Consider the following 25348-nt stretch of genomic DNA (forward strand, 5'->3'; position numbering starts at 1 on the left):
AGCTCAGTCTTCTCCGAACCAGCAGATATTCCGTGCCTTCATGATCAGCTCACCAGCTTTCTCAGCATCCAGGCCGTCAATATCTTCCAGTTCATCGGTTGCCTGCTCGGCTAGGTCTTCCAGGGTACGAACACCCTTGGCAGCCAAATCGTATGCCAGTTGCTGCTCCATGCCTTCCAGAGCGAGGAGATCTTCGGTCGGCTTTTCGCCTTCCAGCTTCTCTTCGTTGGCAATGGCCAGAGTTAGCAGGCGGTCCTTGGCGCGCTGGCGCAGCTCGTTGACCACTTCTTCATCAAAACCTTCGATCCCCAGCATCTCTTCCAGGGGAACATAGGCAACCTCTTCGAGGGTGGAAAACCCTTCATCAACCAGGGTGCGGGCCAGGTCAACATCAACATCAAGATGCTCAACAAACACATTGGCTTGCTTGTCAGCTTCCTGTGACTGCTTGGCTTCTGCATCAGCCTCAGTCATTACGTTCAGACTCCAGCCGGTCAGCTCACTGGCAAGACGTACGTTCTGACCACCACGGCCGATAGCCTGGGCCAGATTATCTTCAGCAACAGCAAGGTCCATGGAGTGATTTTCTTCATCAACAATGATGGAAGCCACTTCCGCAGGCTGCATGGCATTGATCACAAACTGAACAGGGTTATCATCCCAGAGCACGATATCAACACGCTCATTACCCAGTTCGTTGGATACCGCCTGAACACGGGAGCCACGCATACCAACACAGGCACCAACCGGATCAATACGACCATCATTGGTTTTTACTGCAATCTTGGCACGGGAGCCCGGATCACGGGCCGCTGCCCGGATTTCAATAACCTCTTCAGCGATTTCCGGAACCTCAATACGGAACAGTTCGATCAGCATTTCAGGACAGGTCCGGCTCATCATCAGCTGAGGGCCACGATTCTCTTCTGAAATAGTGTGCAGGAGAGCGCGAACATGAGTACCGATCCGGAAAGTCTCCCGGGGGATAATCTGGTCCTTGCGCAGCACAGCTTCAGCATTACTACCAAGATCAACGATCAGGGAGTCACGGTTCACCTTTTTAATAGTGCCGTTGATCAGCTCGCCCAGCTTGTCGCGATAAGAGTCCACCATCTGGCGGCGCTCTGCTTCACGCACCTTCTGGACGATAACCTGCTTGGCGGTCTGAGCTGCAATACGTCCGAACGCGATGGACTCTACAGGCTCTTCCCAGATATCACCAATTTCCAGGCTTTCGTCGTTTTCCTTCCCTTCGTCGAGAGTCAGATGGGCGCCGGGGATTTCAAAATCCTCGTCAGCCACGACTGTCCAGCGGCGGAAAGTATCGTATTCACCGGAAGCTCGATCAATCGCGACGCGAATGTCGACTTCAGTCTCGTATCGCTTTTTTGTAGCCGTCGCCAGGGCAATCTCAATCGCCTCAAAGATAACTTCGGGCGGCACTCCCTTTTCATTGGAGACGGCTTCAACGACGTTCAGAATCTCTTTACTCATGCTCTGCCTCGCGCATCGTTAAACCGGTTCTTCCCTCTCGGACCCGCCCCATAACTTACATAAAAGCTATGGAAGCTCGGCGGGCAGGCATCAGAACTGCGGTATCACATTCGCTTTATCGATACTGTCAAAGGGGAACAAATATTCGTGATCATCACAGACGATAACGACTTCATCACCCTCAACCCCTCGAATGACACCCTGGTACTTCCGGCGCCCTTCAAAGGGAGCCCGCAGGCGCATATTGACCTGACTACCGGTATAACCGGCAAACTGCTCCAGTGTGAACAGCGGACGATCCAATCCCGGTGAAGACACCTCAAGGGTATATTCACTGGCGATGGGGTCTTCAACATCAAGCACAGCGCTCAACTGCCGACTGACCTTTTCACATTCCTCCAGGCCTACGCCGGATTCCTGATCAATAAACACCCGCAGCTTGCTCTGCTTACCCTGCGACATGAACTCTATCCCCCACAGTTCGCATCCAAGCGATACGACCACAGGTTCAACAAGTTCGTGCAGTACTTCCAGCTTGCCTGCCACTTCACGCCCTCGCACTGAATAACTGCCAAATCAGAAGCCTACGCTCCTGATAGCAATAAAAAATGGGCTAAAAAGCCCATCCACAACCAGCACATCGGATGGTCACCCACCCACTGTGCTTTTGGCTCAAGTATCCCGAATGGCTCTGAACGCTAAAGCTCAGAGAGTGTATCTAGACAATTTGAACCTGAATAATATCCGGATCCTCTCGGATTCCTTTTGGCAGCCTGCTACCAGCTTCCGGTTACATCAAGACCTATGCCCCAACAGTTTAATCCGCCAAATCAAATGCGCCGATCAAAATTTTTTTGATCATAGCAAAAAGCCCCTACACCGAGGGGCCTTTTTAAAATTGGTAGCGGGGGCCAGATTTGAACTGACGACCTTCGGGTTATGAGCCCGACGAGCTACCAGGCTGCTCCACCCCGCACCAAAACTCTTACCAGCAACAAATGCTGAAAATCACGAAGAAGTATATTGCCTGAGATAACAACCCGTCAAACAGGTTAGACTCATTGGCAATCATACCTGCCTTAAACAGATATACTGAAAACTGGTGCCCAGGGCGGGACTTGAACCCGCACGAGCATAGCTCACCACCCCCTCAAGATGGCGTGTCTACCAATTCCACCACCTGGGCTTCAGATACTACTGATACAACTTCCAGCGACCCCAATACCAATAAAGGCCATCACTCAGAAGCGCTTATGGAAGACTCAGCATCAGCTGTTTTCCCTTCGGAAACAACAGCTTTTGCGGTGTCACCCTCAGCAGACGCGGTAGAGTCTAACACAGGGGCTTCCGAAGAATCTACTGTAGAATCACTCACTTCCGGAACATCGGAAACAGGAGCAGGAATCTCAGCCGCTGGCGCGGAAACCTCAGTCGGAATACCAGTTACAGTACCTGTGGTCAGAGCATTAGCCTTGTCTTTGGCGATCATGGCCAGACCAATACTGGTCAGGAAAAAGACAGTCGCCAGAATAGCAGTAGTACGGGTCAGGAAGCTTCCGGATCCGCTGCTGCCGAATACAGTCTGAGAGGCACCAGAACCAAAAGACGCACCCGTCTCAGCCCCCTTACCCTGTTGGAGCATGATCAGACCAATCAGACCCAGTGCAACCAATACATGAACTATTAGAATCAGTGTTTCCATTCTTTAACTCGCAGCGCGACAAATTGTAAGGAAGTCCTGCACATCCAGAGAAGCACCGCCAACCAGGCCACCATCCACGTCAGCACCTGTAAAGATCTCTGCCGCATTAGAGCCCTTGACGCTACCACCGTACAGAATACGTGTACGGGCAGCCATGTCCGCATCATGTTCAGTCAGAAGCTGACGAATGGCGGCATGTACTTCCTGAGCCTGCTCAGGAGATGCAGTCAGACCAGTGCCAATTGCCCAAACAGGCTCATAAGCAATAACCAGCTTTTCCAGGTACTCAGACTGAATCTCATTCAGAACAACCTGCACCTGACGGGCAACCACTTCCATGGTCTTGTCAGCTTCACGCTCTTCCAGAGTCTCACCCACACAGAGAACCGGGATCAGGCCAGCCTTACCGGCATGACGCACTTTAGTCACAACTTCCGCATCAGTTTCACCATACAGTGAACGACGCTCAGAGTGACCTACCAGAATCATTTCACAACCAAAATCCTTGGCCATGGAAATGGAGATTTCACCAGTGAAAGCACCCTTTTCTTCAGTGCAGATATTCTGAACACCCCAGGCAATTTCGCCGGAAGACAGGGTATCAGCTACCCGCTGAACAAAAATGGAGGATGGGAAGACTGCAACGTCTACCTTACCAGCCAACTCCGCAGCGCCGGACTTCAACCCTTCAGTCAGTGCCGCAACTGACTCACGGGATCCATTCATTTTCCAGTTACCGGCTACTAGCTGCTTGCGCATCACAAAACCTCACTAAAGGGGCGGAATGTTAGCGCACCGCCAGCCGTCCTGACAATACGCATGACAAAAGGGGCGCACATTAAATGGCACCCCGTATAACCTGACAAATCAGGCATTAACCAGCTTCAGCTTCAACAACATCTGCCAGGGAACGACAGCGAGTGGACACTTCATCCGCATCCTCGCCTTCAATCATGACCCGGATAACCGGCTCAGTTCCCGATGTTCGCAGAAGAACACGTCCTCGCCCGGCCAGCTCAGTTTCTGTTTGCTGAACCGCCTCAGAAATCGCCTTATTGCTATCAGGATCGACTCGCTCAGACATGCGTACATTAATCATGGTCTGAGGATATTTGACCATATCGCCACACATATCGCTCAGGCTTCGCCCTGTCGCAACCATTGCACGCAGAACCTGAAGGGCTGCAACAATACCATCTCCAGTGGTAGAAACATGGCGGCAGATCAAGTGACCGGAGGATTCTCCTCCCAATTGCCAGCCTTTTGCCTGCATCATCTCAATGACGTAGCGATCACCCACTTTTGCACGGGCAAATGGAATACCTGCACCTTCCAGCGCTTTTTCCATTCCCAGGTTGGACATCACCGTGCCAACCACCCCGCCGGCCAGTTCACCCTGACTGTGACGGTGACGGGCAATGACATAGAGAAGCTCATCACCATCCACTTGGTGCCCGGTGTGATCAACCATCAAAAAACGGTCGCCATCGCCATCAAAAGCAATACCAATATGCGCCTTCTTTTCAAGAACCGCTTCTTTCAGGGTTTCAAGATAGGTGGAGCCAACACCCTGATTGATGTTCAGACCATCCGGGCTGACACCAATAGTATCCACTCTGGCGCCCAGCTCACGGAAAACTTCCGGACCAACGTGGTAGTTGGCACCATGGGCCGCATCCACAACAATATGCATTCCGGAGAGATCCAGATGCGGGCGAACAGTCGCTTTGCAGTATTCGATATAACGGCCAGCAGCATCATCAACACGCTTGGCACGACCAAACTTGGCAGGATCAGCAACCACCATCTCCTGATCCATCATCTCTTCAATAGCAAGCTCAACCGAGTCGGGGAGTTTGGTTCCTTCAGAAGAGAAGAACTTGATGCCGTTGTCGTAATAAGGGTTATGGGACGCGCTGATCACAATACCGGCATTGGCATTAAATGTGCGTGTCAGATAAGCAATGGCCGGAGTTGGCATAGGCCCAAGCAGCCAGGCATCCACACCCGCCGCAGATAAACCAGCCTCAAGGGCAGACTCAAACATATACCCGGAAAGGCGAGTATCCTTACCAATAATGACCCTGTTGGCTCCATGACCAGCAAAAACCTGCCCGGCAGCCCAACCTAGTTTCATAACAAATTCAGGCGTAATAGGAAACTGGCCGACCAGCCCTCTCACCCCATCGGTACCAAAATATTTACGGCCCATACAAAATTCCTTCTCAGCTTTTTACATGGAAATGCCCACAAGCTTTCTCAATTTCTAGGGGAGGGCATTTTACCCATAGGGCACATAGCCCGCTCATGGCTGCTCCAGTCACTTCCAGCTTCTCAAGCTGCAGCCACTGCATTTGCTATTTTCAGCACATCTACTGTCTCCTTCACATCGTGAACCCGAATAATCTGGGCTCCCGCCTGAGCAAGAAGAAGTGCCACTGCCAGACTGGCAGACAGGCGCTCGTCAGCTGTATTCTCCAGGACTGCACCAATAAAAGATTTTCTGGAAACCCCAGCCAAAACCGGATATCCAAGGCGATGAAACTCAGAGAAACGCTTAATCATCTGCAAATCAAAAGCTGGCGTTTTTCCGAACATCCCTCCCCCAAACCCCGGATCCAGGATTATTTTTTCTTTTGCGATTCCGGCTTTCTGACATAATTCAGCGCGAGATGCCAGATAACCGGAAACTTCATCAACGACGTTTTCATACGCAGGCACAAAACCGGATTCTGGCTGCTCAACCAGGGAGTGCATCAGGATGACCGGCACCTGACTTGCCGCCGCAGCCTCGAGAGCTCCAGGCCGACACAAAGCACGAACGTCATTCACAATGCCCGCACCAGCAGATGTCGCTTCACGAATCACAGCAGCAGAGCTGGTATCAACGGAGACAACAATATCAAACTCTTTGCTGATAGCCTCAATAACCGGCACAACCCGGTCTACCTCTTCAGCTTCCGAGATAATCTGGGCACCCGGACGGGTGGACTCACCACCGATATCAATAATACCAGCACCAGCATCCACCATCTCACGGGCGTGCTGAAGCGCTCGGTCAAAGGTGTTGTAGCGCCCGCCATCAGAGAAAGAGTCCGGGGTTACATTGAGAATACCCATCACATTTGGACGACCCAAATCCAGCAGACGCCCAGCACAGTCGAGGCTTTTATTAACAGAGTTGTTCATGGTTGTGTACAACCAGCTCCACGATTCAGCAGCGGGGGAAGTATAAGACGTGTCAGGCTCTGTTGACACAAATACGACAACAAAGGGAGCCGCAGCTCCCTTTGATTATCACTAACAAGCTTTAGTGCTGGCCGGCAGGTCCACCGACAGGCTTATCACCCTGCTCGTCCGAGTCAGAATCCGTGTCATCCACCTTGGGAGCATCAGTTTCTGCCTCTTCCTCAGCACCCTCAGCCTTGGCACCAGAATCACCGGAACCACCATTTTCATTCCAGTCCTTTGGCGGCTTGGGCTTGCGGCCTTCCATAATGTCATCAATCTGCTCAGTATCGATGGTCTCATACTCCATCAATGCATCCTTCATCAGCTCCAGCTTATCTCGCTGTTCTGTCAGGATGGCTTCAGCAGCCTTGTAACAGTGTTCAATGATATCCCGCACTTCCTGATCAATCAGTTTGGCAGTTTCACCGCTGACATTCATATGGTGAGAACCCTGACTCTTACCCAGGAAAACTTCGCCTTCCTCTTCTCCATAAAGGAGAGGGCCAAGCTTATCGGACAGACCCCACTTGGTCACCATGTTGCGAACCATCTGGGTAGCCTGCTGAATATCATTGGAGGCACCGGTAGATACACCATCCTTGCCGTATAACAATTCTTCTGCGATACGACCGCCATACATGGAAGCCACACGACCTATCAGGTAACGGCGGGAGTAGCTGACCTTATCTTCTTCCGGCAGGTACATGGTGACACCCAATGCACGACCGCGAGGAATAATCGTAACCTTGTAGACCGGATCATGTTCGGGCATCAGACGTCCGACAATGGCATGACCAGCCTCATGATAAGCGGTCATCTCCTTGTCTTTCTCACTCATCACCATGGACTTACGTTCAGCGCCCATCATGATCTTGTCTTTGGCTTGATCAAACTCAAGCTTGCCAACTGTGCGCTTGTTGGAACGCGCTGCAAACAGGGCGGCTTCGTTGACAAGGTTGGCAAGATCGGCACCGGAGAAACCTGGGGTACCACGGGCAATCACGCTGGCTTTCACATCATCACCGCAAGGCACCTTGCGCATGTGAACCTTGAGAATCTGCTCACGGCCACGAATATCGGGCAGGGGCACAACAACCTGACGATCAAATCGACCAGGACGCAGCAATGCAGGGTCAAGTACGTCTGGGCGGTTAGTTGCAGCAATTACAATAATGCCGTCGTTCGCTTCAAAACCATCCATTTCAACCAGCAGCTGATTCAGGGTCTGCTCACGTTCATCGTGACCACCACCAAGACCGGCACCACGGTGACGACCGACTGCATCAATCTCATCGATAAAGATAATGCAGGGAGCCTGCTTTTTGGCCTGCTCAAACATATCGCGGACACGGGACGCACCCACACCCACAAACATTTCCACGAAGTCCGAACCGGAGATAGTGAAGAACGGTACCTTGGCTTCACCGGCAATAGCTTTTGCCAGAAGAGTTTTACCGGTACCGGGAGAACCGACCATCAGGACACCGCGGGGGATTCGACCACCGAGGCGCTGGAACTTGCCTGGATCTTTCAGGAAGTCCACCAACTCCTGAACATCTTCTTTTGCTTCGTCAACACCCGCCACATCGGAAAATGTCGTTTTGATCTGATCTTCAGAGAGCAACCGCGCCTTGCTCTTGCCAAAGCTCATGGGGCCACCTTTGCCGCCGCCACCGCCCTGCATCTGGCGCATGAAGAACATGAAGACTGCAATGATGACCAGAATCGGGAAACTGGCAACTAACAGCTGGGACCAGATACTCTGCTTTTCAATGGGTTTCGCTTCAACCTGAACCCCACTGCGAAGCATGTCGTCCATCAGCTTGTCGTCACGTACAGCCGGAGGGATATTGACTTCAAAGCGTTCGTTATTGGTATAAGCTCCGTTCACAGTGTAACCGTCGATCAATACGCGACTGACCTGACCTTGCTCAACCTGTGTTACAAAATCGGAGTAGTTGACCTTCTGGGTAGAGGTCTGCATGCCGTCAAAGTTCTTGAATACCGTCAACAGCACCAGGGCGATTATCACCCATAAGATCAGATTTTTTGCCATGTCATTCAAATGTGTACCCTCACCGAGCGCATTCGGTACGGCTTAAATCGAAGAGGAAATCTGCACTTTTTACCCAAGGAGCATGAAGCCCGCTCATGGCCGTTTAATGCAGTTACTCAATCGTCACCTTACTACAGATCGACAGCTATAAACAGCGCGTTTCGCCTATCGATTCCGTAACCGAATCTATCACCTGCATGCAAAAAAACACTCCTTGCACAGGCTTAGGAATGCATATTGGGGCTCGCCCTGCACTTTACAACCGGGAAGACCGTATATTTACAATTTTTAACTCCAGCTTTACCCCTTAAACTGGCGTCCTAAAAGATAGGTTTCACGGGATCGGGCTCGTGAGGCACCCGGCTTACGAGTAGCAACACTGCCAAAACTGGTACGCATATCTTTCAGATATTCATCAAAGCCTTCACCGTGGAAAATTTTCACCAGAAATGAGCCACCCGGCTTCAGAACCTGACGTGCCAGATCCAGCGCAAGTTCGACCAGGTACATAGCCCGTGGTTGGTCTGATGCTTTTACGCCACTCATATTAGGAGCCATATCAGAAATCACCAGATCTACCTGATCATCTCCAATCGCCCGCAGAATTTCGGCCAGTACTGAATCTTCAGTAAAATCGCCCTGAACAAACGTTACGTCTGCAATGGGATCCATAGGCAGGATATCAGAAGCAACCACACGCCCTTTTTCACCGATTTTCTCACCTGCAACCTGGGTCCAGCCACCAGGCGCTGCTCCCAGATCCACAACTGACATCCCAGGGCGGAACAGTTTGTCCTTCTCAGCCATTTCCAGCAGTTTATAGCTGGCACGGGAGCGATAGCCGTCTTTTTGGGACTGCTGAACATACTGATCATCAAAATGTTCTTTCAGCCAGCTGGCGCTACTTTTTGATCTCGCCACAGATAAGATTCCTCAAACAGCCATTTACCGGAGTATTCGGCAAAAAGTAGCGTATATTACCCAAACCTCTTCATGCACCCAATCAGTGAGAGCCGCTGACGGCAAATACAGCCCTGCCTGCCTCTTGCATCCGAAGTCGGGGGAGTTAGAATGCGCCACCTTAATTTATTCCACCCGGAGATTGTGACATGGCGCTGAACGCCGAAAAAAAACGGGAATTACGTGCCATCGGGCACAAACTGAAGCCGGTCGTTATTGTTTCTGAAAACGGCATCACTGAAGGCGTTGTTGAAGAAACCCTGCGCGCTCTGGGTGACCATGAACTGATTAAAGTAAAATTTGCCGTTCTAGACCGCGAAGCCAAGAAGCAGCTGATGGCCGAACTTTGCGAAGCCTGTGGCGCTGATCTTATCCAGACCATCGGCAAAATTGCGCTGATTCTCAAGCCTGCCAAAGAACCAAACCCTCGCCTTTCCAACCTGCTGCGTGTGCTGTAAGCCACAACTTCCAAAAGGTTAGAAACAAAAATGCCGAACAACCTCCATAAAGAAGCGTTCGGCATTTTTGTATGTTCAAATCAAACTGATGCAAGCATCAGATGTGCTGAACCTCTTCGATTTCATACTCCATCTGGCCGCCAGGAGTATGAACAACAACCACATCACCTTCTTCCTTGCCTACCAGAGCCCTGGCGATAGGAGAGGTAACAGACAACTTGCCTTCCTTAACATCAGCTTCATCTTCGCCAACAATCTTGTAAGACACCTGACTATCGTCATCGGTATTAATCAGGGTTACAGTGACCCCGAAGATAACCTTGCCGGTATTCTCAATAGTGGTTACATCAATAACCTGAGCGTTGGACAGTTTACCTTCCAACTCCTGTACACGACCTTCATTAAAACTCTGCTGCTCGCGGGCCGCGTGATACTCAGCATTCTCTTTCAAGTCGCCCAGTTCACGAGCTTCCGCAATCGCCTCAGCGATTTTGGGGCGTTCCTTGCCTTTTCTAAATTGGAGTTCCTCGCGGAGGGCTTCTTCACCCTCCACGGTCATGGGAAATCGCTGCATGCCTATTAATACCTTATTGAGTACCTAGTGTGTACTTTGGTGCAAATCCTGTAGTCGTCTGACACTTCGCTCGGGGCCAAAGCTGATTGCCTGGGCAATAGCGATAGCTCCTGCCATTGTTGTGGTATAGAGAACTTTGTGCGTCAGTGCTGATCGACGGATTGTAAAGGAATCAGCTATCGCCTGACGACCCTCTGTAGTATTAACCACTAGCGTAATTTCGCCATTCACAATCATATCGACCAGATGAGGGCGACCTTCCTTCACTTTATTCACCACAGGAACATAGACACCCTCTTCAGCCAAGGCTGCAGCTGTTCCCCTGGTAGCAAGCAGCTCAAAACCGGCAGTATGCAGTATTCCTGCGAGCTCAGCCACTCGCTTCTTGTCGCGATCCCGGATACTGAGGATAGCCCGCCCCTCGGAAGGCAGCTGCATTTTCACTGCCAACTGGGCCTTGGAATAGGCTTCAGGGAATGAATCACCGGCTCCCATAACCTCACCGGTTGATTTCATTTCCGGCCCAAGAATTGGATCAACACCCGGGAATTTGTTGAACGGGAAGACAGCTTCCTTGACGTAGCAGGTTTTGGGGATGATCTCTTTGGTAAAACCAAGTTCCTGCAGGGAAGACCCTGCCATAACCCTTGCGGCCACTTTCGCCAGAGAAACCCCGATACACTTCGAGACAAACGGAACAGTTCGCGAAGCCCTGGGATTCACCTCGATAACGTAGATATCACCATCCTGAACAGCCAGCTGAACATTCATCAGGCCGACAACACCAAGCTCAAGCGCCATGGCTCTCACCTGGCTTCTGATTTCATCCTGAACATCATCCGGAAGATCATAGGGAGGCAGGGCACAGGCCGAATCACCGGAATGAATTCCTGCCTGTTCAATGTGCTGCATGATGGCTCCAATCACAACATCTTTACCATCACAGACAGCATCAACATCCACTTCAACAGCATGGGTCAGATAGAAATCCAGAAGCACCGGACTTTCATTAGAAACCTGTACCGCTTCATGCATATAGCGGTTTAGATCTTTTTCATCAGTGACTATTTCCATGGCCCGACCACCCAGCACATAGGATGGGCGAACCACCAGCGGATAACCGATCTCAGCGGCCTTGAAGATCGCTTCCTGCAGGCTTCGAGCCGTGGCATTGGGAGGCTGCATCAGTCCGAGTTTATGGATCATTCTCTGGAAACGCTCGCGATCTTCAGCCATATCAATCGCTTCCGGGCTGGTACCAATAATCTTGACACCGGCAGCTTCCAGGTCGAGAGCAAGCTTCAGCGGGGTCTGTCCGCCGTAGTGAACAATCACACCATCTGGTTGTTCGACATCAACAATAGCGAGAACGTCCTCAAGAGTAACCGGCTCAAAATAGAGGCGATCTGATGTGTCATAGTCAGTTGAAACCGTTTCGGGGTTACAGTTGACCATAATGGTTTCGTAACCATCTTCCCGCATGGCAAGAGCGGCATGAACGCAGCAGTAGTCAAACTCAATCCCCTGACCTATCCGGTTGGGGCCACCACCGATAACCATAATTTTCTTGCGGTCTGATGGTGCAGCTTCACACTCTTCCTCATAGGTGGAATACATGTAGGCGGTATCGGAAGCAAATTCTGCTGCACAGGTATCAACCCGCTTGTACACAGGACGCAGTCCAAGATTCAGCCGATGCTCACGCACCCGCGGCTCTTTCACATCCAGCAAAGCAGCCAGACGGGCATCACTGAAACCTTTACGTTTCAATCTTCGCAGATGTTCATAAGAGAGTGATTCAAAATCTGTTTCAGTGAGTGTTGATTCTTCCTGCAGCAGATCTTCAATCTGCACCAGAAACCAGGGATCAATCTTGCTCAGCTGAAAGATTTCATCCCGGCTTAACCCGGCCCTGAAGGCATCAGCAACATACCAGATTCGCTCAGCCTTAGGAGTAACCAGCTCTTCCCTGATCCGGCTTTCAGCATCCCTCCGACTCAAATCTACAATCGGATCAAGCCCGGTAGATCCTACTTCCAAACCACGCAGAGCTTTTTGCAGTGATTCCTGGAATGTACGACCAATGGCCATTACCTCACCCACCGACTTCATCTGTGTCGTCAGCCGGGCGTCAGCTTTTGGGAACTTCTCAAACGCGAAGCGGGGAACCTTGGTGACCACATAATCAATAGCAGGTTCGAAGGAAGCAGGGGTGACTCCACCTGTAATATCGTTCTGCAACTCATCAAGGGTGTAACCGACTGCCAGCTTGGCAGCCACCTTGGCAATCGGGAAGCCCGTCGCTTTTGAAGCCAGAGCAGACGAACGGGATACCCTCGGGTTCATCTCAATGACCACCATGCGGCCATCTTCCGGGTTAATACCAAACTGAACATTGGAACCACCCGTTTCAACACCAATTTCACGCAGCACTGCCAGCGAGGCATTACGCATGATCTGATATTCTTTGTCCGTTAACGTCTGGGCAGGTGCAACGGTGATGGAATCCCCGGTATGCACCCCCATGGGATCAAAATTTTCAATGGCGCAGACAATAATGCAGTTGTCATTCCTGTCCCGTACAACCTCCATCTCATACTCTTTCCAGCCAATCAGAGACTCATCAATCAACAGCTCACTGGTTGGGGAAAGGTCTAGACCACGGTTACAGATCTCTTCAAACTCATCCTTGTTATAAGCGATGCCACCGCCTGAACCACCCATAGTAAACGACGGGCGAATAATACAGGGGAAGCCAACCTGGCGGAGAACCCCGCAGGCTTCCTCCATGGAATGGGCAATTCCGGCCTTGGGGGTTTCCAGACCAATATTCTTCATGGCCTGGTCAAACAGATGCCGGTCTTCAGCCTTATCAATGGTCTTGGCGTTGGCACCAATCATCTCAACGCCAAACTTTTCAAGCACACCTTCTCTTTCGAGATCGAGAGCACAGTTCAGTGCTGTCTGCCCGCCCATTGTGGGCAGGAGAACATCCGGGCGTTCTTTTTCAATTATTTTTGCAACGGTCTGCCAGCGGATCGGTTCAATATAAGTTGCGTCCGCCATAACCGGGTCAGTCATAATGGTGGCCGGGTTGGAGTTCACCAGAATGACGCGATACCCCTCTTCTCTCAGGGCCTTGCAGGCCTGAGCGCCAGAGTAATCAAACTCGCAGGCCTGTCCGATAACGATGGGGCCGGCGCCAAGAATCAGAATGCTTTCAATATCGGTTCGTTTCGCCATGATATGTTCTTCTTGGTTCTATTCACGCGGTGCCTGTCTTTATCTCTATGCACCGCACTGATCCTGACTGATTCTAAATAGTCGTATAGCCATTAAAGACCAAAGAACGACTATCGTCGTTCATTCATAGCAGCTACAAATCGATCAAACAGCGGTGCTACATCATGGGGGCCAGGACTGGCTTCCGGATGCCCCTGGAAGCTGAATGCCTCGCAATCGGTCCGCTCAATCCCCTGCAGGGAACCATCAAACAGCGATTTATGAGTTGCACGCAAGTTTGCAGGCATTTCCTGCTCAGCAACTGCAAAACCGTGATTCTGGCTGGTAATCATTACTTCCGAACTTCTCAGGTTCTGTACCGGATGGTTGGCACCATGATGGCCAAATTTCATCTTTTCAGTCTTCGCCCCGGATGCAAGAGCCAGCAACTGATGACCCAGGCATATTCCAAAAACAGGTAGACCACTTTTGAGAATATCCTGAATGGCTTCAATCGCATAGTCACAGGGCTCAGGATCACCAGGACCATTCGACAGAAAGACACCGTCAGGATTCAGGGCCAGCGCATCTTTGGCAGAGGTGGTTGCAGGCACCACCGTCAGGCGGCAGCCCCGCTCAGCCAGCATGCGTAAAATGTTGCGCTTCACGCCGAAATCGTAGGCAACAACACGAAAACGTTCGCGGTCAGAGCGGTCTTCATGCCTGTCTCCGTCAAGCTTCCAGACACCCTCGACCCAGGTGTAGCTTTCAGCTGTAGTAACCTCTTTGGCCAGATCCATTCCCTTCAACCCGGGGAATTCCTTAGCCAGCTCAAGAGCCCTCTCTTCTGAAGCGCTCTCTCCGGCAACGATGGCACCGTTCTGAGCACCCTTCTCTCGCAAAATCCGGGTCAATCGTCGGGTATCGATTTCGGCGATAGCAACAATTTGGTTTTGTTCGAGATATTTATCGAGGGGCAGGCTATTTCGCCAGTTGCTGGCTAATAGAGGTAGATCACGGATAACAAGACCAGCAGACCAGATATTCTCTGCTTCTTCATCAAGAGAGGTAGTTCCAGTATTACCAATATGCGGATAAGTGAGGGTGACTATCTGGCGGGCATAAGATGGATCGGTAAGAATTTCCTGGTAACCCGTCATCGCTGTATTGAAGACGACTTCACCACTGGTTTCCCCATCGCAGCCGATGGCGACCCCATGGAAGATGCTACCGTCCTCGAGAGCGAGTATGGCTTTTCTGCTCAAGGCGTCCTCCCAAATGCACAGAGTTCGTGCTTTCGATACTATTTTCTTTATTGTGCTTTTTACTTATACAGCCTTAACCAGAGAAAGTAGCCGATATTTTAATTCTGCGGCTACATTTCAGGTTCACTAAAGCTTTGTAATTTGTAAAAGGGCGAGATGTAACAGAGTTCCATCTCGCCCACACATGTTCTTTTTTATCAGCCCAAACAGTGAACCCGGGCATAACGCCTAAGATGTTATCAGACACCCATTTACACGTCCATTACGAAAGTGACAATCATAGCTGACACTCTCCAGACTCAATCATTCCCTCAACCCGAGCACATCCTGCATATCGAACAATCCTTTGCCTTTTGCAGCCAGCCATTTGGCCCCACGTACTGCGCCGTTGGCGTAGGTCGCCCTGCTGGCAGAGCGAATGCCGATCTCAACACGCTCCCCTTCAGCAATAAACATGGCATTGTGCTCACCGACGATATCGCCACCACGAATAGTGGAAAAGCCAATTGTGTCCTTATCCCGTGCCCCGGTATGCCCCTCACGCCCGTAGACGGCGCACTGACTTAAATCCCGACCCAGCGTGTCAGCAATAATTTCACCCATATGCAGCGCAGTTCCGGAAGGAGCGTCCACCTTGTGGCGATGATGAGCCTCAACGATTTCGATATCGCTGTCTTCTCCCATAACCCGGGCAGCCGTTTCAAGAAGCTTGAAGATCAGGTTAACCCCGACACTCATATTGGGGGCAAAAACAACAGGGATTTTATTTCCGGCTTCCACCAGTCGGTTTTTCTGTTCTTCGGTCAGACCTGTAGTTCCGATGACAACACCCTGGCCACCAGCTTCACAGATTTCAATATGTCGGATAGTGCTTTCAGGTGATGTGAAATCGATTAAGACATCAAACTCTGCCAGGCCGTTTTCCAGAGAATCAACCAGTGCAACATCCAGCCTCCCCACACCTGCAAGTTCACCGGCATCTGCTCCAATCAGTGAACTGCCCGGACGATCAGTTGCCACTGTCAGTGTTGTCTCCGGATCTTGAAATACAGCCTGAACAAGGGCTTTCCCCATACGGCCAGCAGCACCGGCAACAGCAATTCTTGTCATCGTTATTGTCCTGTCATTTGATGAGGCAATTATCGCAAGGTCATTGAACAACGCAACAGGCAGCTGTAGAGATATGTTATGCCTTGAGCTCTTTACTTTATTGGTGCGTTAGTCTTATATCGTTGGCAACTTTGATCTTTCTTTAATGTGATTGTCCCTGTCTACCAATGAATATTCTTTCTATTCAGTCACATGTCGCCTATGGCCATGCTGGCAATGCCTCTGCCGTATTTCCTCTTCAACGTATGGGTTGTGAAGTCTGGCCAGTTCATACGGTTATGTTTTCCAATCACACCGGGCATGGCGATTGGCGTGGTCCAATCTTTGATCCTGTCACTGTAGAAGATGTTGTTACCGGTATTGAGGAGCGGGGGGTTCTCCCTGAGTGCAACGCCATTCTTTCTGGGTATATGGGTGCTCCTGAACTGGGTGACGCTATTTTAAAAGCCGTTGCTAAAGTCAAGGCAGCCAATCCTGAAGCATTGTATTGCTGCGACCCTGTCATTGGGGATACTGACCGCGGAGTGTTTGTTCGTGCCGGTATTCCCGACTTTTTCCGGGATAAAGTTCTAAAGCATGCAGACATTCTGACTCCAAACCATTTTGAACTGGAGCTTCTGACAGGCAGAAAAGTTAGTACCCTTTATGATGCTCTTAAGGCGGCAAAACAGCTGCAGATGCAGGGATCATCTCTTGTGCTGATAACCAGCCTGATTCGCACTGATGCCGATTCCGGACAAATTGAAATGCTGGCTGTTGGTGGTGATGAAGCCTGGCTTGTTGCGACTCCGAAGCTGGAGTTCCCTCATCCGGTAAATGGCTCGGGCGATGCGACAGCTGCCGTTTTTCTCGCGAAGTATCTGCAAACAAAGAATCTGCAACAATCACTGGAACATACTGCTGGAGCTATTTATGCCTTGTTTGAAAAAACCTGGGCAACAAAGAGTCGTGAGCTTCAGTTGATTGCGTCTCAGGATGCTTACGTGATGCCTCCGCAAGCATTTACAGCAGAAGCGGCAAGCTAGCTGATAATTTATAAAAAGATTCCAGTGCCTGCCCAGCCGTCGAACGCTGCCTGCAATCCGGCTCAAAACACTTTTTCAATGCCTCATACCAGGTTTTTCTGGCTTTGAGGTTTTTATTGGCTTTTATTCCACTCTTAAGCTTTTTACGCACTTTCTTACGTAATGTCTGAATTTCTTAAGCACTTAGCTGGTCAAAAACTGTTTAAATAATGGGGCTTCAAATAGAAAAGCCCGGCAATGCCGGGCTTTTCTATTTGAAGATGATCGATCAGGAAGTCATATCATCGAAGAACTTCTTCACCCCATCAAAGAAACTGTGTTTCTGAGGGGAGTGCCTGTCATCACTGGCATCAAATGTTGCCTGCAGTTCCTGCAGCAGTTCTTTCTGACGGGTAGTGAGATGAACAGGTGTCTCAACCATAACCTGGCAGATGAGATCACCCTGGGAACCACCACGAACCGGGGTCACGCCCTTGCCACGCAGACGGAACATTTTGCCAGTCTGGGTTTCAGCAGGAATCTTCAACTTAACCTTGCCATCCAGAGTAGGCACCTCAAGATCACCACCCAGAGCTGCATCAGTAAAGGTAATGGGTACTTTGCAGTACAGATGCTTGCCATCACGCTCAAAGATATCGTGCTCACGCACATCCATCTGAACGTACAGGTCACCAGCCGGGCCACCGTTCACCCCGGCTTCACCTTCGCCGGACAGTCGAATGCGGTCACCGGTATCAACACCCTTGGGCACTTTCACTGACAGTGTCTTGTATTCCTTGATACGACCCTGACCGTGACAGTCTCCACATGGATCCTTGATCATCTTGCCGGAACCATGACACTCCGGGCAGGTTTGCTGTACAGCGAAGAAACCCTGCTGCATCCGCACCTGACCATGACCATGACAGGTACCACAGGTAACAGGAGAGGTTCCCTTCTTGGCACCGGAGCCATCGCAGGTCTTACAGGCTATCAGAGTCGGGATACGGATCTTCTTCTCGACACCACGTACGGCTTCTTCCAAATCCAGGACCAGATCGTAGCGCATATCGGCACCACGCTGAACACTGGAGCGACCGTGTCCGCGACCACCGCCGCCACCGAAGATGTCGCCGAAAACATCACCAAAGATGTCGCTGAAATTACCACCATCAAAGCCACCGCCGAAGCCGCCGTGGCCACCCATGCCTGGGTCTACGCCGGCATGACCATACTGGTCATAGGCTCCACGCTTCTGGGGGTCTGAAAGAATTTCAAAAGCTTCGTTAACTTCCTTGAATTTCTCTTCAGATTCCTTGTCTCCGGGGTTCCGGTCAGGATGAAACTTCATCGCCATACGGCGATAAGCCTTCTTCATCTCCTTGTCGCTGGCATCCCGGGCAATCCCGAGTACCTCATAGTAATCTCTCTTCGACATAACCGTTCTAACCTGGTGCCGGAAATAAATCTCTTACAGCTACTGCGAAAATGCCACGCGCCTTAACAATCTGACCGATACATTTTCCGCGTGCTCTATTACAGCAAAAGCGCGGGAGTGAAAGCTCCCGCGCCCGAACTTGCAACCCCAACCCTTCTATTCAAAAGAAAGGGCAAGCAAAATGACAGGAATTACTTCTTGTCTTCTTTCACTTCTTCGAATTCAGCGTCAACAACATCTTCGTTCTTGCTGCTGCCGGCATCAGCTTCTGGCTGAGCACCTGCAGCGCCGCCTTCAGCCTGAGCCTGCTCAGCCATCTTCTGGGCCAGAGGGCCACCAGCCTGGATCAGTGCCTGAGTCTTGGTATCGATAGCATCCTTATCGTCACCCTTCACAGCTTCTTCCAGTTCCTTGATGGCGGTTTCAACAGCGTTCTTCTCTTCTTCAGTCGCCTTGTCGCCAGCCTCTTCCAGAGTTTTGCGGGAAGCGTGAATCATACCGTCAGCCTGGTTACGGGCCTGGGCCAGCTCTTCAAACTTCTTGTCTTCTTCAGCGTTGGCTTCAGCGTCGCGAACCATTTGCTCGATTTCGTCATCCGACAGACCGGAAGAGGCCTTGATCACGATGGACTGTTCCTTGCCAGTGTTCTTGTCCTTGGCAGACACGTTCAGAATACCGTTGGCATCCAGGTCGAAGGACACTTCGATCTGTGGCATGCCGCGAGGAGCAGTAGGAATACCTTCCAGGTTGAACTGACCCAGAGATTTGTTGCCGTGAGCCTGCTTACGCTCACCCTGCAGCACGTGAATGGTTACAGCCGCCTGATTGTCTTCTGCGGTGGAGAACACCTGGGACTTCTTGGTCGGGATAGTGGTGTTCTTCTCGATCAGAGGAGTCATCACGCCGCCCATGGTTTCGATACCCAGAGTCAGCGGAGTTACGTCCAGCAGCAGAACGTCGGTACGGTCACCGGACAGTACGCCACCCTGCAGTGCAGCACCCATGGCCACTGCTTCGTCAGGGTTCACGTCCTTACGGGCTTCCTTACCGAAGAATTCCTGAACCTTCTGCTGAACCAGAGGCATGCGGCTCTGACCACCAACCAAAATGACTTCGTCGATATCGGAAACACTCACGTCGGCGTCTTTAACCGCCTGGCGTACAGGAGCCAGAGAACGCTCAACCAGCTCTTCAACCAGAGCTTCCAGCTTGGAACGGGTGATCTTCACGTTCAGGTGCTTAGGACCGGTCGCGTCTGCGGTGATGTAAGGCAGGTTCACATCAGTCTGAGTTGCAGAGGACAGTTCGATCTTGGCTTTTTCTGCGGCTTCCTTCAGACGCTGCATGGCCAGGGGATCACCTTTCAGGTCGATGCCCTGATCTTTCTTAAATTCGTCGGCCAGGAAGTCGATCATGCGCATGTCGAAATCTTCACCACCCAAGAAGGTGTCACCGTTGGTGGACAGCACTTCAAACTGGTGCTCGCCGTCAACGTCAGCGATTTCGATGATGGAAATATCAAAGGTACCACCACCCAGGTCGTATACAGCTACAGTCTGGTCACCCTTGCTCTTGCCCAGGCCATAAGCCAGAGCCGCAGCAGTAGGTTCGTTGATGATACGCTTAACTTCCAGACCTGCGATGCGGCCGGCGTCCTTGGTAGCCTGACGCTGGGAATCGTTGAAGTAGGCAGGAACAGTTACCACAGCTTCGGTAACCGTCTCGCCCAGGTAGTCTTCAGCGGTCTTCTTCATCTTCTTCAGAATTTCCGCAGAAATCTGAGGAGGAGCCATCTTGTCGCCTTTTACTTCAACCCAGGCATCACCGTTGTCAGCCTTGGTAATTTTGTAAGGCACCATGGCGATGTCTTTCTGAACTTCCTTGTCTTCAAAACGACGGCCGATCAGGCGCTTGATCGCGAACAGAGTGTTATCAGGGTTAGTCACCGCCTGACGCTTGGCAGGCATACCTACCAGGATTTCACCATCATCGGTGTAAGCAATAATAGATGGTGTGGTGCGGGCACCTTCAGCGTTCTCAATAACCTTGACGCTGTCACCTTCCAGTACAGATACGCAAGAGTTGGTGGTACCCAGGTCGATACCAATAATTCTGCCTTTGCTCATCGAAACCCTCTCCGTTCACTTCGCCCTGGGCGAAGGCTTGAACTGAAAAACAATTATCAAAAATTCAAAAAATTTGCCCGCTTGGTCAGTCTGGTGGCGGCTCTGGGATCGGCTATCTGCCTCAGCCATCCGCCTTACTGACTGCTTGGGTCGATATATGGGAACGGCTGGAATTGATTTCAAGGGATCAATTCCTTTTTTTTCCTTTTTTTTCACTTTTCGCCCCCCCGGCTAACCATAGTGTCATTAGTGCTGTCATCTCAGAGCCCACCAGACCGCTATCCGCTTTAAACTGTCAGAAAGCCATGCAGTGGGCTGTGAAGCCCCAAGTACCGTAAACTTCAGCAACTATAAAAACTACGCTCAATTTGCCGCTATCTAATGTAAGAAAGGTGATCTGATCGATCGGAGCTCACTTTATGGGTGTTCTGAAAAGGGTTCTCAAAGCCTGCGGCATTCCTGCAGAAGGGGTTGGCATCCTCTATCAGGGATACAACATTGCCAGATTAAAAGGTATGGACGATAAGCTGATGGCCGGTATCTATGCATTAGGCCATCAACACTACCAAAGTGAAAACTTTGAAAGCGCACGCAACATTATGCGTTATTTGAGTGTCCATGATCACAATAATCCTGAATACCTTTCAGCCCTTGGAGCCTGCGAATACAGGTTGAAAAACTTCCCTGCCGCACTTGCTGTTCTTGAGCAGGCCGTTGAACTTGACAGTAATGACCCGCGATCAATGCTCAACCTGGCCCTTAGCCTGTTGAAAAATGGAGACAAAAAGCAAGCCAAAGACATCATGAAAAAAGCTAGAGAGCTTGCTTCAAAGCAGAAAGAGTTCGCCTATGAGTGGAAGCTTGCCAACCATATCCTTGAAGGTTCAGGCAAGAAAAAGAGCAAAAGGCAGGGGAATTAATCAATGGCAGGTATTGATAGAGGGGTTAGCGGCCAGCAACCGATAAGACCTGCTGATGCAAAGCAGTTGCAGAGAACAGAGCAGACTGGTCAGTCAGACTCACCCCAAACGACAAAAACGGACAACCTTTCCGTCAGCCACACTCAAGGCCAGCAAAAAACCGGAAATAAAACCCACCTTGGGAACATTCCATCGCCTGACCCAAGTGCCAGCAATTATTTATCGTCACAAAACCCTACTGACCTCAAAACGCTGCTGGCCAATGTGAATGCGGAAGTCACTCAAACCCAGGAAGAATTTGCTATATCCAACGCAAAAGCAAAGGAAACCGAGGTTAAAGAAGCTCAGGAGGCTCGCCAAAAAGCAACCGCAAAAGCTGCCGAGGATAAGAAAGAGTTAGAGAAATTAACGGAGGAAAAGGAAGCCGCCCAAAAAGATTCAAAGTGTATTGATGTCAAGGTAACGCTTGTCACGGTTCTGACTTTGGGGGGGATTAAACACAATTCCTGGTATGATAAACAGATGGAGGCAAAAGCAAATGCCGAGCTGAAAATTGCCACCATTGAGTTACAGGAACAGGGCTTGATTGACATTCCAGCCCCGACACTACCACCAATAATCAATGATATTTCAAAAAACTACTCCGAACTTCAAACCTGGTTGAAGACAGTACCAGAAGCGCAGCAGTACCGGGAAAGCCACGCATCTGGCCCGGATCGCAAGCAAATCCTTGAGACAAAAGCCCTTGCCCAGAGAATAAGCGACATGGGGGAAGAGGGACAGAAATTACTGGAGGCTGTCAAAAATTCTGATAGCCGCGCTGACTTTTATAAAGAAGCTCTGCTCATTTATGCCGAAAGCGGATCCCCTTCCTCATCCTCCCAGAATAACATTTTAGGAAACTTGCAGGTGACCGAAACCGAAACTGTGACGGGTACCGTGGAAACGGGAAATATATCAGGAACCGATACCCCTCCCGCAGAGACGAACTCGATCTCTGACGATTTAGCCTGGCAGAGAGAAATGGCAGCGCTGATGAACGCCCAGGAAGAGGAAATGAATGAAATCATTTCTCAACTTGAGCAAGCCGAGCAGGCGATTGTTGGGGCGGCCCAGGATGGTCAGGATATAGCATCTCTGAGATTTACCAGCATATAAACTGGGAGGGGACCTACCAACCAGAGAAAAACAAGGCAGCTCTTCAAGTGTGAACGACTGCCAATGTTCATCATCTTCAGGCTCGATAGGTTAACCTCGAAACCACATCTAAGCTGCCTTTGCAACAACCACCATGGCAGGGCGAACAACCCGACCGTTCAGGGTATATCCTTTCTGAATCACATCCATGACAGTATTAGGCTCCATATCCGGGTTAGGAACCATAGTCATAGCCTGATGAAAGTTTGGATCCAGCGGCTCACCAACCGGATTTACCTGCTCAACGTTAAACTTGGCCAGCGTATCGACGAACAGCTTCAAGGTCAGCTCCATACCTTCACGCATGGCGTCATGCTCACTACTGTCAGAAACCTCAACACTCTTTAGCCCGTTTTCCAGGCTATCAACAACGGGCAGTAGGGATTCGACAAACTTATCCAGTGCAAACTTGTGCGCTTTTTCCACATCCTGCTGTGCACGACGTTTAACGTTTTGCGCTTCCGCTACAGCACGCAGAGCTTGATCCTGGGCCCTGGACAGCTCTTCCTGGGCACGGGTCAGTTCATTTTGCAGTTCAACCAGAGAGTCTTCAGCCGCATTAGTCTCTACTGCTGTTTCCTGAGTTTCTTCCACAACTGCAGCTTCCTCAACCGCCTTTGCTTTTTCTACCTGATCTTCTGGCTTGGCCTGTTCTTCAGTCATCCTGCAACTCCGACGCAGATCAATATGCAATTAAAACGCATATATGGGGTAACAGGCAGCAACATTCAAGGGAAACATTCATGAAAAGAACGGCAAAAAAGATTGCACTGGAAAGTTCTGCAGATTACTGTATAAATAAACAGTCCTCAGGCCGAGTTTTTCCCCATGCTGACGCACCTGTCCATCAGCCATTTTGCCATTGTTGATCAGTTGGATCTGGATATTCCACGCGGTATGTCTGTGATTACAGGCGAAACCGGTGCCGGCAAGTCCATCATGCTGGACGCTCTATCGCTGACACTTGGTTCCCGAGCAGATTCAGACTGCGTGCGAACAGGGTGTGAACGAGCAGATATCCGGGCCACCTTTGATATCAACTCCCTGCCGGAAGCCCTGCAATGGCTGAAAGCCCGGGATCTGGAAGCGGATAATGAGTGTATTCTTCGACGGGTCATTACCAAAGATGGCCGAAGTCGTGGATATATTAATGGAACGCCTTCGCCCCTGTCTGATCTCCGCCAGCTTGGCCAGTTTCTTATTGATATTCATGCCCAGCACGAGCATCAATCCCTGCTAAGACCATCAACCCACCTGAAGCTGCTTGATGAATATGCCGGCAATCAGAAGCTGAGTACCCAGGTCAGGGAAGGCTGGCAAAAATGGCGGCAACTGCAGGATCGAATTGTTTCCCTGCAAACCCAAAGTAAAGATCAGGATGCCCGTATACAGCTGCTTCAATACCAGAATGAAGAGCTGGATCGACTATCCATATCAGAGGGGGAAGTTGAGGCACTGGAGCAGGAGCAAAAACAGCTGTCCAATGCCGAAGCCAGCCTTTATACCTACCAGCAGGTAGTTAATCTGTGCTCCGAAAGTGACAACGGCAATATTCTGCACAGTCTGACTCTCTGCCAGCAACTACTGGCTGAACTTGGTTCTGATATTCCTCAGCTGCAGGATACCCAGGATATGTTGGCGACAGCGCAGATCCAGGTTGAAGAAGCAACGGGAGAGCTCAACAGGTTTGTTGATAACTTTGAGGCAGACCCTGCAAGACTGGCGGAAATCACCGAACGTCTCTCTACCGTTTACACACTGGCTCGCAAACACCATGTCGCTCCGGAGGAGCTGCACCAGTTTCATGCGGAACTGCAGCAGGAACTTGAGTCCATGCAGTGCAGTGATGAGATTATCGAAGAGCTTGAAACTGAACTTGATTCGATTCAGAAACAATATCAAACCCTGGCTACAAAACTGAGCGACAAGCGCAGGAAAAGCGCCAACCGGCTCAATAAAGCCGTTTCCAAACATATCCACGAACTTGGCATGCCCGCTGGCCAGTTTATTGTTGATATCAACCCTCTCTCCGGTGAGCCGCAGGCTTTGGGAATGGAAGAAGTCAGGTTCCTAGTCAGCACCAACCCAGGCACACCACCGCGCCCCATGGACAAAGTGGCATCGGGAGGCGAACTCTCCAGAATCAGCCTTGCCATCCAGGTTATCACAGCCAAAACATCCGGCATTTCAACTCTGGTCTTTGATGAGGTTGATGTTGGTATTGGTGGTGGTACCGCCGAGATTGTCGGCCGACTTCTAAGAGAGCTGGGAGATCAGGGGCAGGTGCTTTGCGTTACCCACCAGCCTCAGGTTGCCTCTCAAGGGCATACACACCTTCATGTCAGCAAGAAGCTGCGTAAAGACAGCACCAGAACTCATATCAACACACTCCAGGGTGAAGACCGCACCAAAGAAGTCGCCCGTATGCTGGGAGGGGTAGAGATGACCGAACAGACCCTAGCTCATGCTCGGGAAATGATTTCTCTATCCAGTCCTGCCCAGGAAGCCGTCCATTAGACTGACACCCTTGTTATCAACATTCCCAGCTAGCCTTTGTCATAAGAGCCACTACCTATTAATGACAAAGGCTT

The 25348-nt window shown here is 50.7% G+C and carries 20 protein-coding genes and 2 tRNA genes; 5 read left to right on the forward strand and 17 right to left on the reverse strand.

The annotated features are described in order from the left end of the window. Nucleotides 1-3 precede the first annotated feature (3 nt). The 10 genes from nusA to rlmE all read right to left on the reverse strand — a co-directional run bounded on the left by nusA (nucleotide 4) and on the right by rlmE (nucleotide 9404). The gene (gene nusA / locus M3P05_RS08520) at nucleotides 4-1494 is read right to left on the reverse strand and encodes a transcription termination factor NusA (RefSeq protein WP_249699112.1); all 1491 of its coding nucleotides are present in this window, start codon (nucleotides 1492-1494) and stop codon (nucleotides 4-6) included. Nucleotides 1495-1584: 90 nt separating this feature from the next. Next, on the reverse strand, nucleotides 1585-2040 hold the full coding sequence (gene rimP / locus M3P05_RS08525) for a ribosome maturation factor RimP (RefSeq protein ID WP_249699156.1): 456 nt from the start codon (nucleotides 2038-2040) through the stop codon (nucleotides 1585-1587). A gap of 353 nt (nucleotides 2041-2393) precedes the next feature. Next, nucleotides 2394-2470, reverse strand: a tRNA-Met gene (locus tag M3P05_RS08530). A gap of 124 nt (nucleotides 2471-2594) precedes the next feature. Further along, a tRNA-Leu gene (locus tag M3P05_RS08535) sits at nucleotides 2595-2680 on the reverse strand. A gap of 51 nt (nucleotides 2681-2731) precedes the next feature. Next, a complete protein-coding gene (gene secG / locus M3P05_RS08540) occupies nucleotides 2732-3196 on the reverse strand; it encodes a preprotein translocase subunit SecG (RefSeq protein WP_249699113.1) in 465 nt (154 codons plus the stop codon). A 3-nt stretch (nucleotides 3197-3199) separates the two neighbouring features. Continuing rightward, the gene (gene tpiA / locus M3P05_RS08545) at nucleotides 3200-3955 is read right to left on the reverse strand and encodes a triose-phosphate isomerase (RefSeq protein ID WP_249699114.1); all 756 of its coding nucleotides are present in this window, start codon (nucleotides 3953-3955) and stop codon (nucleotides 3200-3202) included. A 115-nt stretch (nucleotides 3956-4070) separates the two neighbouring features. Continuing rightward, nucleotides 4071-5408: a phosphoglucosamine mutase gene (glmM, locus tag M3P05_RS08550; protein WP_249699115.1), complete on the reverse strand. Its 1338-nt coding sequence runs from the start codon at nucleotides 5406-5408 to the stop codon at nucleotides 4071-4073. Nucleotides 5409-5530: 122 nt separating this feature from the next. Beyond that, nucleotides 5531-6385: a dihydropteroate synthase gene (folP, locus tag M3P05_RS08555; protein ID WP_249699116.1), complete on the reverse strand. Its 855-nt coding sequence runs from the start codon at nucleotides 6383-6385 to the stop codon at nucleotides 5531-5533. A gap of 121 nt (nucleotides 6386-6506) precedes the next feature. Further along, a complete protein-coding gene (ftsH, locus tag M3P05_RS08560; protein WP_249699117.1) occupies nucleotides 6507-8483 on the reverse strand; it encodes an ATP-dependent zinc metalloprotease FtsH in 1977 nt (658 codons plus the stop codon). A 300-nt stretch (nucleotides 8484-8783) separates the two neighbouring features. After that, complete coding sequence (gene rlmE / locus M3P05_RS08565; RefSeq protein ID WP_249699118.1) at nucleotides 8784-9404, reverse strand: 23S rRNA (uridine(2552)-2'-O)-methyltransferase RlmE; 621 nt, start codon at nucleotides 9402-9404, stop codon at nucleotides 8784-8786. 188 nt (nucleotides 9405-9592) lie between these two features. Between rlmE and M3P05_RS08570 the strand changes: the two genes are divergently transcribed. Continuing rightward, the gene (locus tag M3P05_RS08570) at nucleotides 9593-9901 is read left to right on the forward strand and encodes a YhbY family RNA-binding protein (protein ID WP_249699119.1); all 309 of its coding nucleotides are present in this window, start codon (nucleotides 9593-9595) and stop codon (nucleotides 9899-9901) included. Nucleotides 9902-9998: 97 nt separating this feature from the next. On the opposite strand, the gene greA is transcribed toward M3P05_RS08570, so the two are convergent. The 4 genes from greA to dapB form a co-directional block, all read right to left on the reverse strand. Continuing rightward, entirely contained in the window at nucleotides 9999-10475 is a 477-nt protein-coding gene (gene greA / locus M3P05_RS08575) for a transcription elongation factor GreA (RefSeq protein ID WP_249699126.1), read from the reverse strand. 24 nt (nucleotides 10476-10499) lie between these two features. Then, on the reverse strand, nucleotides 10500-13718 hold the full coding sequence (carB, locus tag M3P05_RS08580; protein ID WP_249699127.1) for a carbamoyl-phosphate synthase large subunit: 3219 nt from the start codon (nucleotides 13716-13718) through the stop codon (nucleotides 10500-10502). A 110-nt stretch (nucleotides 13719-13828) separates the two neighbouring features. Further along, nucleotides 13829-14962 (reverse strand): glutamine-hydrolyzing carbamoyl-phosphate synthase small subunit, encoded by a 1134-nt coding sequence (gene carA / locus M3P05_RS08585; protein WP_249699128.1) that lies wholly within the window; start codon nucleotides 14960-14962, stop codon nucleotides 13829-13831. Nucleotides 14963-15265: 303 nt separating this feature from the next. Further along, the gene (dapB, locus tag M3P05_RS08590) at nucleotides 15266-16072 is read right to left on the reverse strand and encodes a 4-hydroxy-tetrahydrodipicolinate reductase (protein ID WP_249699129.1); all 807 of its coding nucleotides are present in this window, start codon (nucleotides 16070-16072) and stop codon (nucleotides 15266-15268) included. Nucleotides 16073-16239: 167 nt separating this feature from the next. Here dapB and pdxY point away from each other — a divergent pair, with 167 nt between their 5' ends. Next, a complete protein-coding gene (gene pdxY / locus M3P05_RS08595) occupies nucleotides 16240-17097 on the forward strand; it encodes a pyridoxal kinase PdxY (protein WP_249699130.1) in 858 nt (285 codons plus the stop codon). A gap of 268 nt (nucleotides 17098-17365) precedes the next feature. On the opposite strand, the gene dnaJ is transcribed toward pdxY, so the two are convergent. After that, nucleotides 17366-18514 carry a molecular chaperone DnaJ gene (gene dnaJ / locus M3P05_RS08600; protein WP_249699131.1) on the reverse strand — a complete coding sequence of 383 codons (1149 nt, stop codon included), beginning with the start codon at nucleotides 18512-18514 and terminating at the stop codon, nucleotides 17366-17368. A gap of 191 nt (nucleotides 18515-18705) precedes the next feature. Continuing rightward, complete coding sequence (gene dnaK, locus M3P05_RS08605) at nucleotides 18706-20640, reverse strand: molecular chaperone DnaK (protein ID WP_249699132.1); 1935 nt, start codon at nucleotides 20638-20640, stop codon at nucleotides 18706-18708. A 419-nt stretch (nucleotides 20641-21059) separates the two neighbouring features. On the opposite strand from dnaK, the gene M3P05_RS08610 reads away from it, so the two are divergent. Both M3P05_RS08610 and M3P05_RS08615 read left to right on the forward strand, forming a co-directional pair. Continuing rightward, a complete protein-coding gene (locus M3P05_RS08610; protein WP_249699134.1) occupies nucleotides 21060-21560 on the forward strand; it encodes a tetratricopeptide repeat protein in 501 nt (166 codons plus the stop codon). A 3-nt stretch (nucleotides 21561-21563) separates the two neighbouring features. Continuing rightward, a complete protein-coding gene (locus M3P05_RS08615; RefSeq protein ID WP_249699136.1) occupies nucleotides 21564-22718 on the forward strand; it encodes a hypothetical protein in 1155 nt (384 codons plus the stop codon). 108 nt (nucleotides 22719-22826) lie between these two features. Here M3P05_RS08615 and grpE read toward each other — a convergent pair whose 3' ends face one another. Continuing rightward, the gene (gene grpE, locus M3P05_RS08620; RefSeq protein WP_249699137.1) at nucleotides 22827-23420 is read right to left on the reverse strand and encodes a nucleotide exchange factor GrpE; all 594 of its coding nucleotides are present in this window, start codon (nucleotides 23418-23420) and stop codon (nucleotides 22827-22829) included. A 165-nt stretch (nucleotides 23421-23585) separates the two neighbouring features. Between grpE and recN the strand changes: the two genes are divergently transcribed. After that, nucleotides 23586-25274: a DNA repair protein RecN gene (gene recN / locus M3P05_RS08625; protein WP_249699139.1), complete on the forward strand. Its 1689-nt coding sequence runs from the start codon at nucleotides 23586-23588 to the stop codon at nucleotides 25272-25274. Nucleotides 25275-25348: the final 74 nt, after the last annotated feature.

The sequence above is a fragment of the Parendozoicomonas callyspongiae genome (genome assembly GCF_023502345.1).
GTDB classification, from domain to species: Bacteria; Pseudomonadota; Gammaproteobacteria; order Pseudomonadales; family Endozoicomonadaceae; genus Sansalvadorimonas; species Sansalvadorimonas callyspongiae.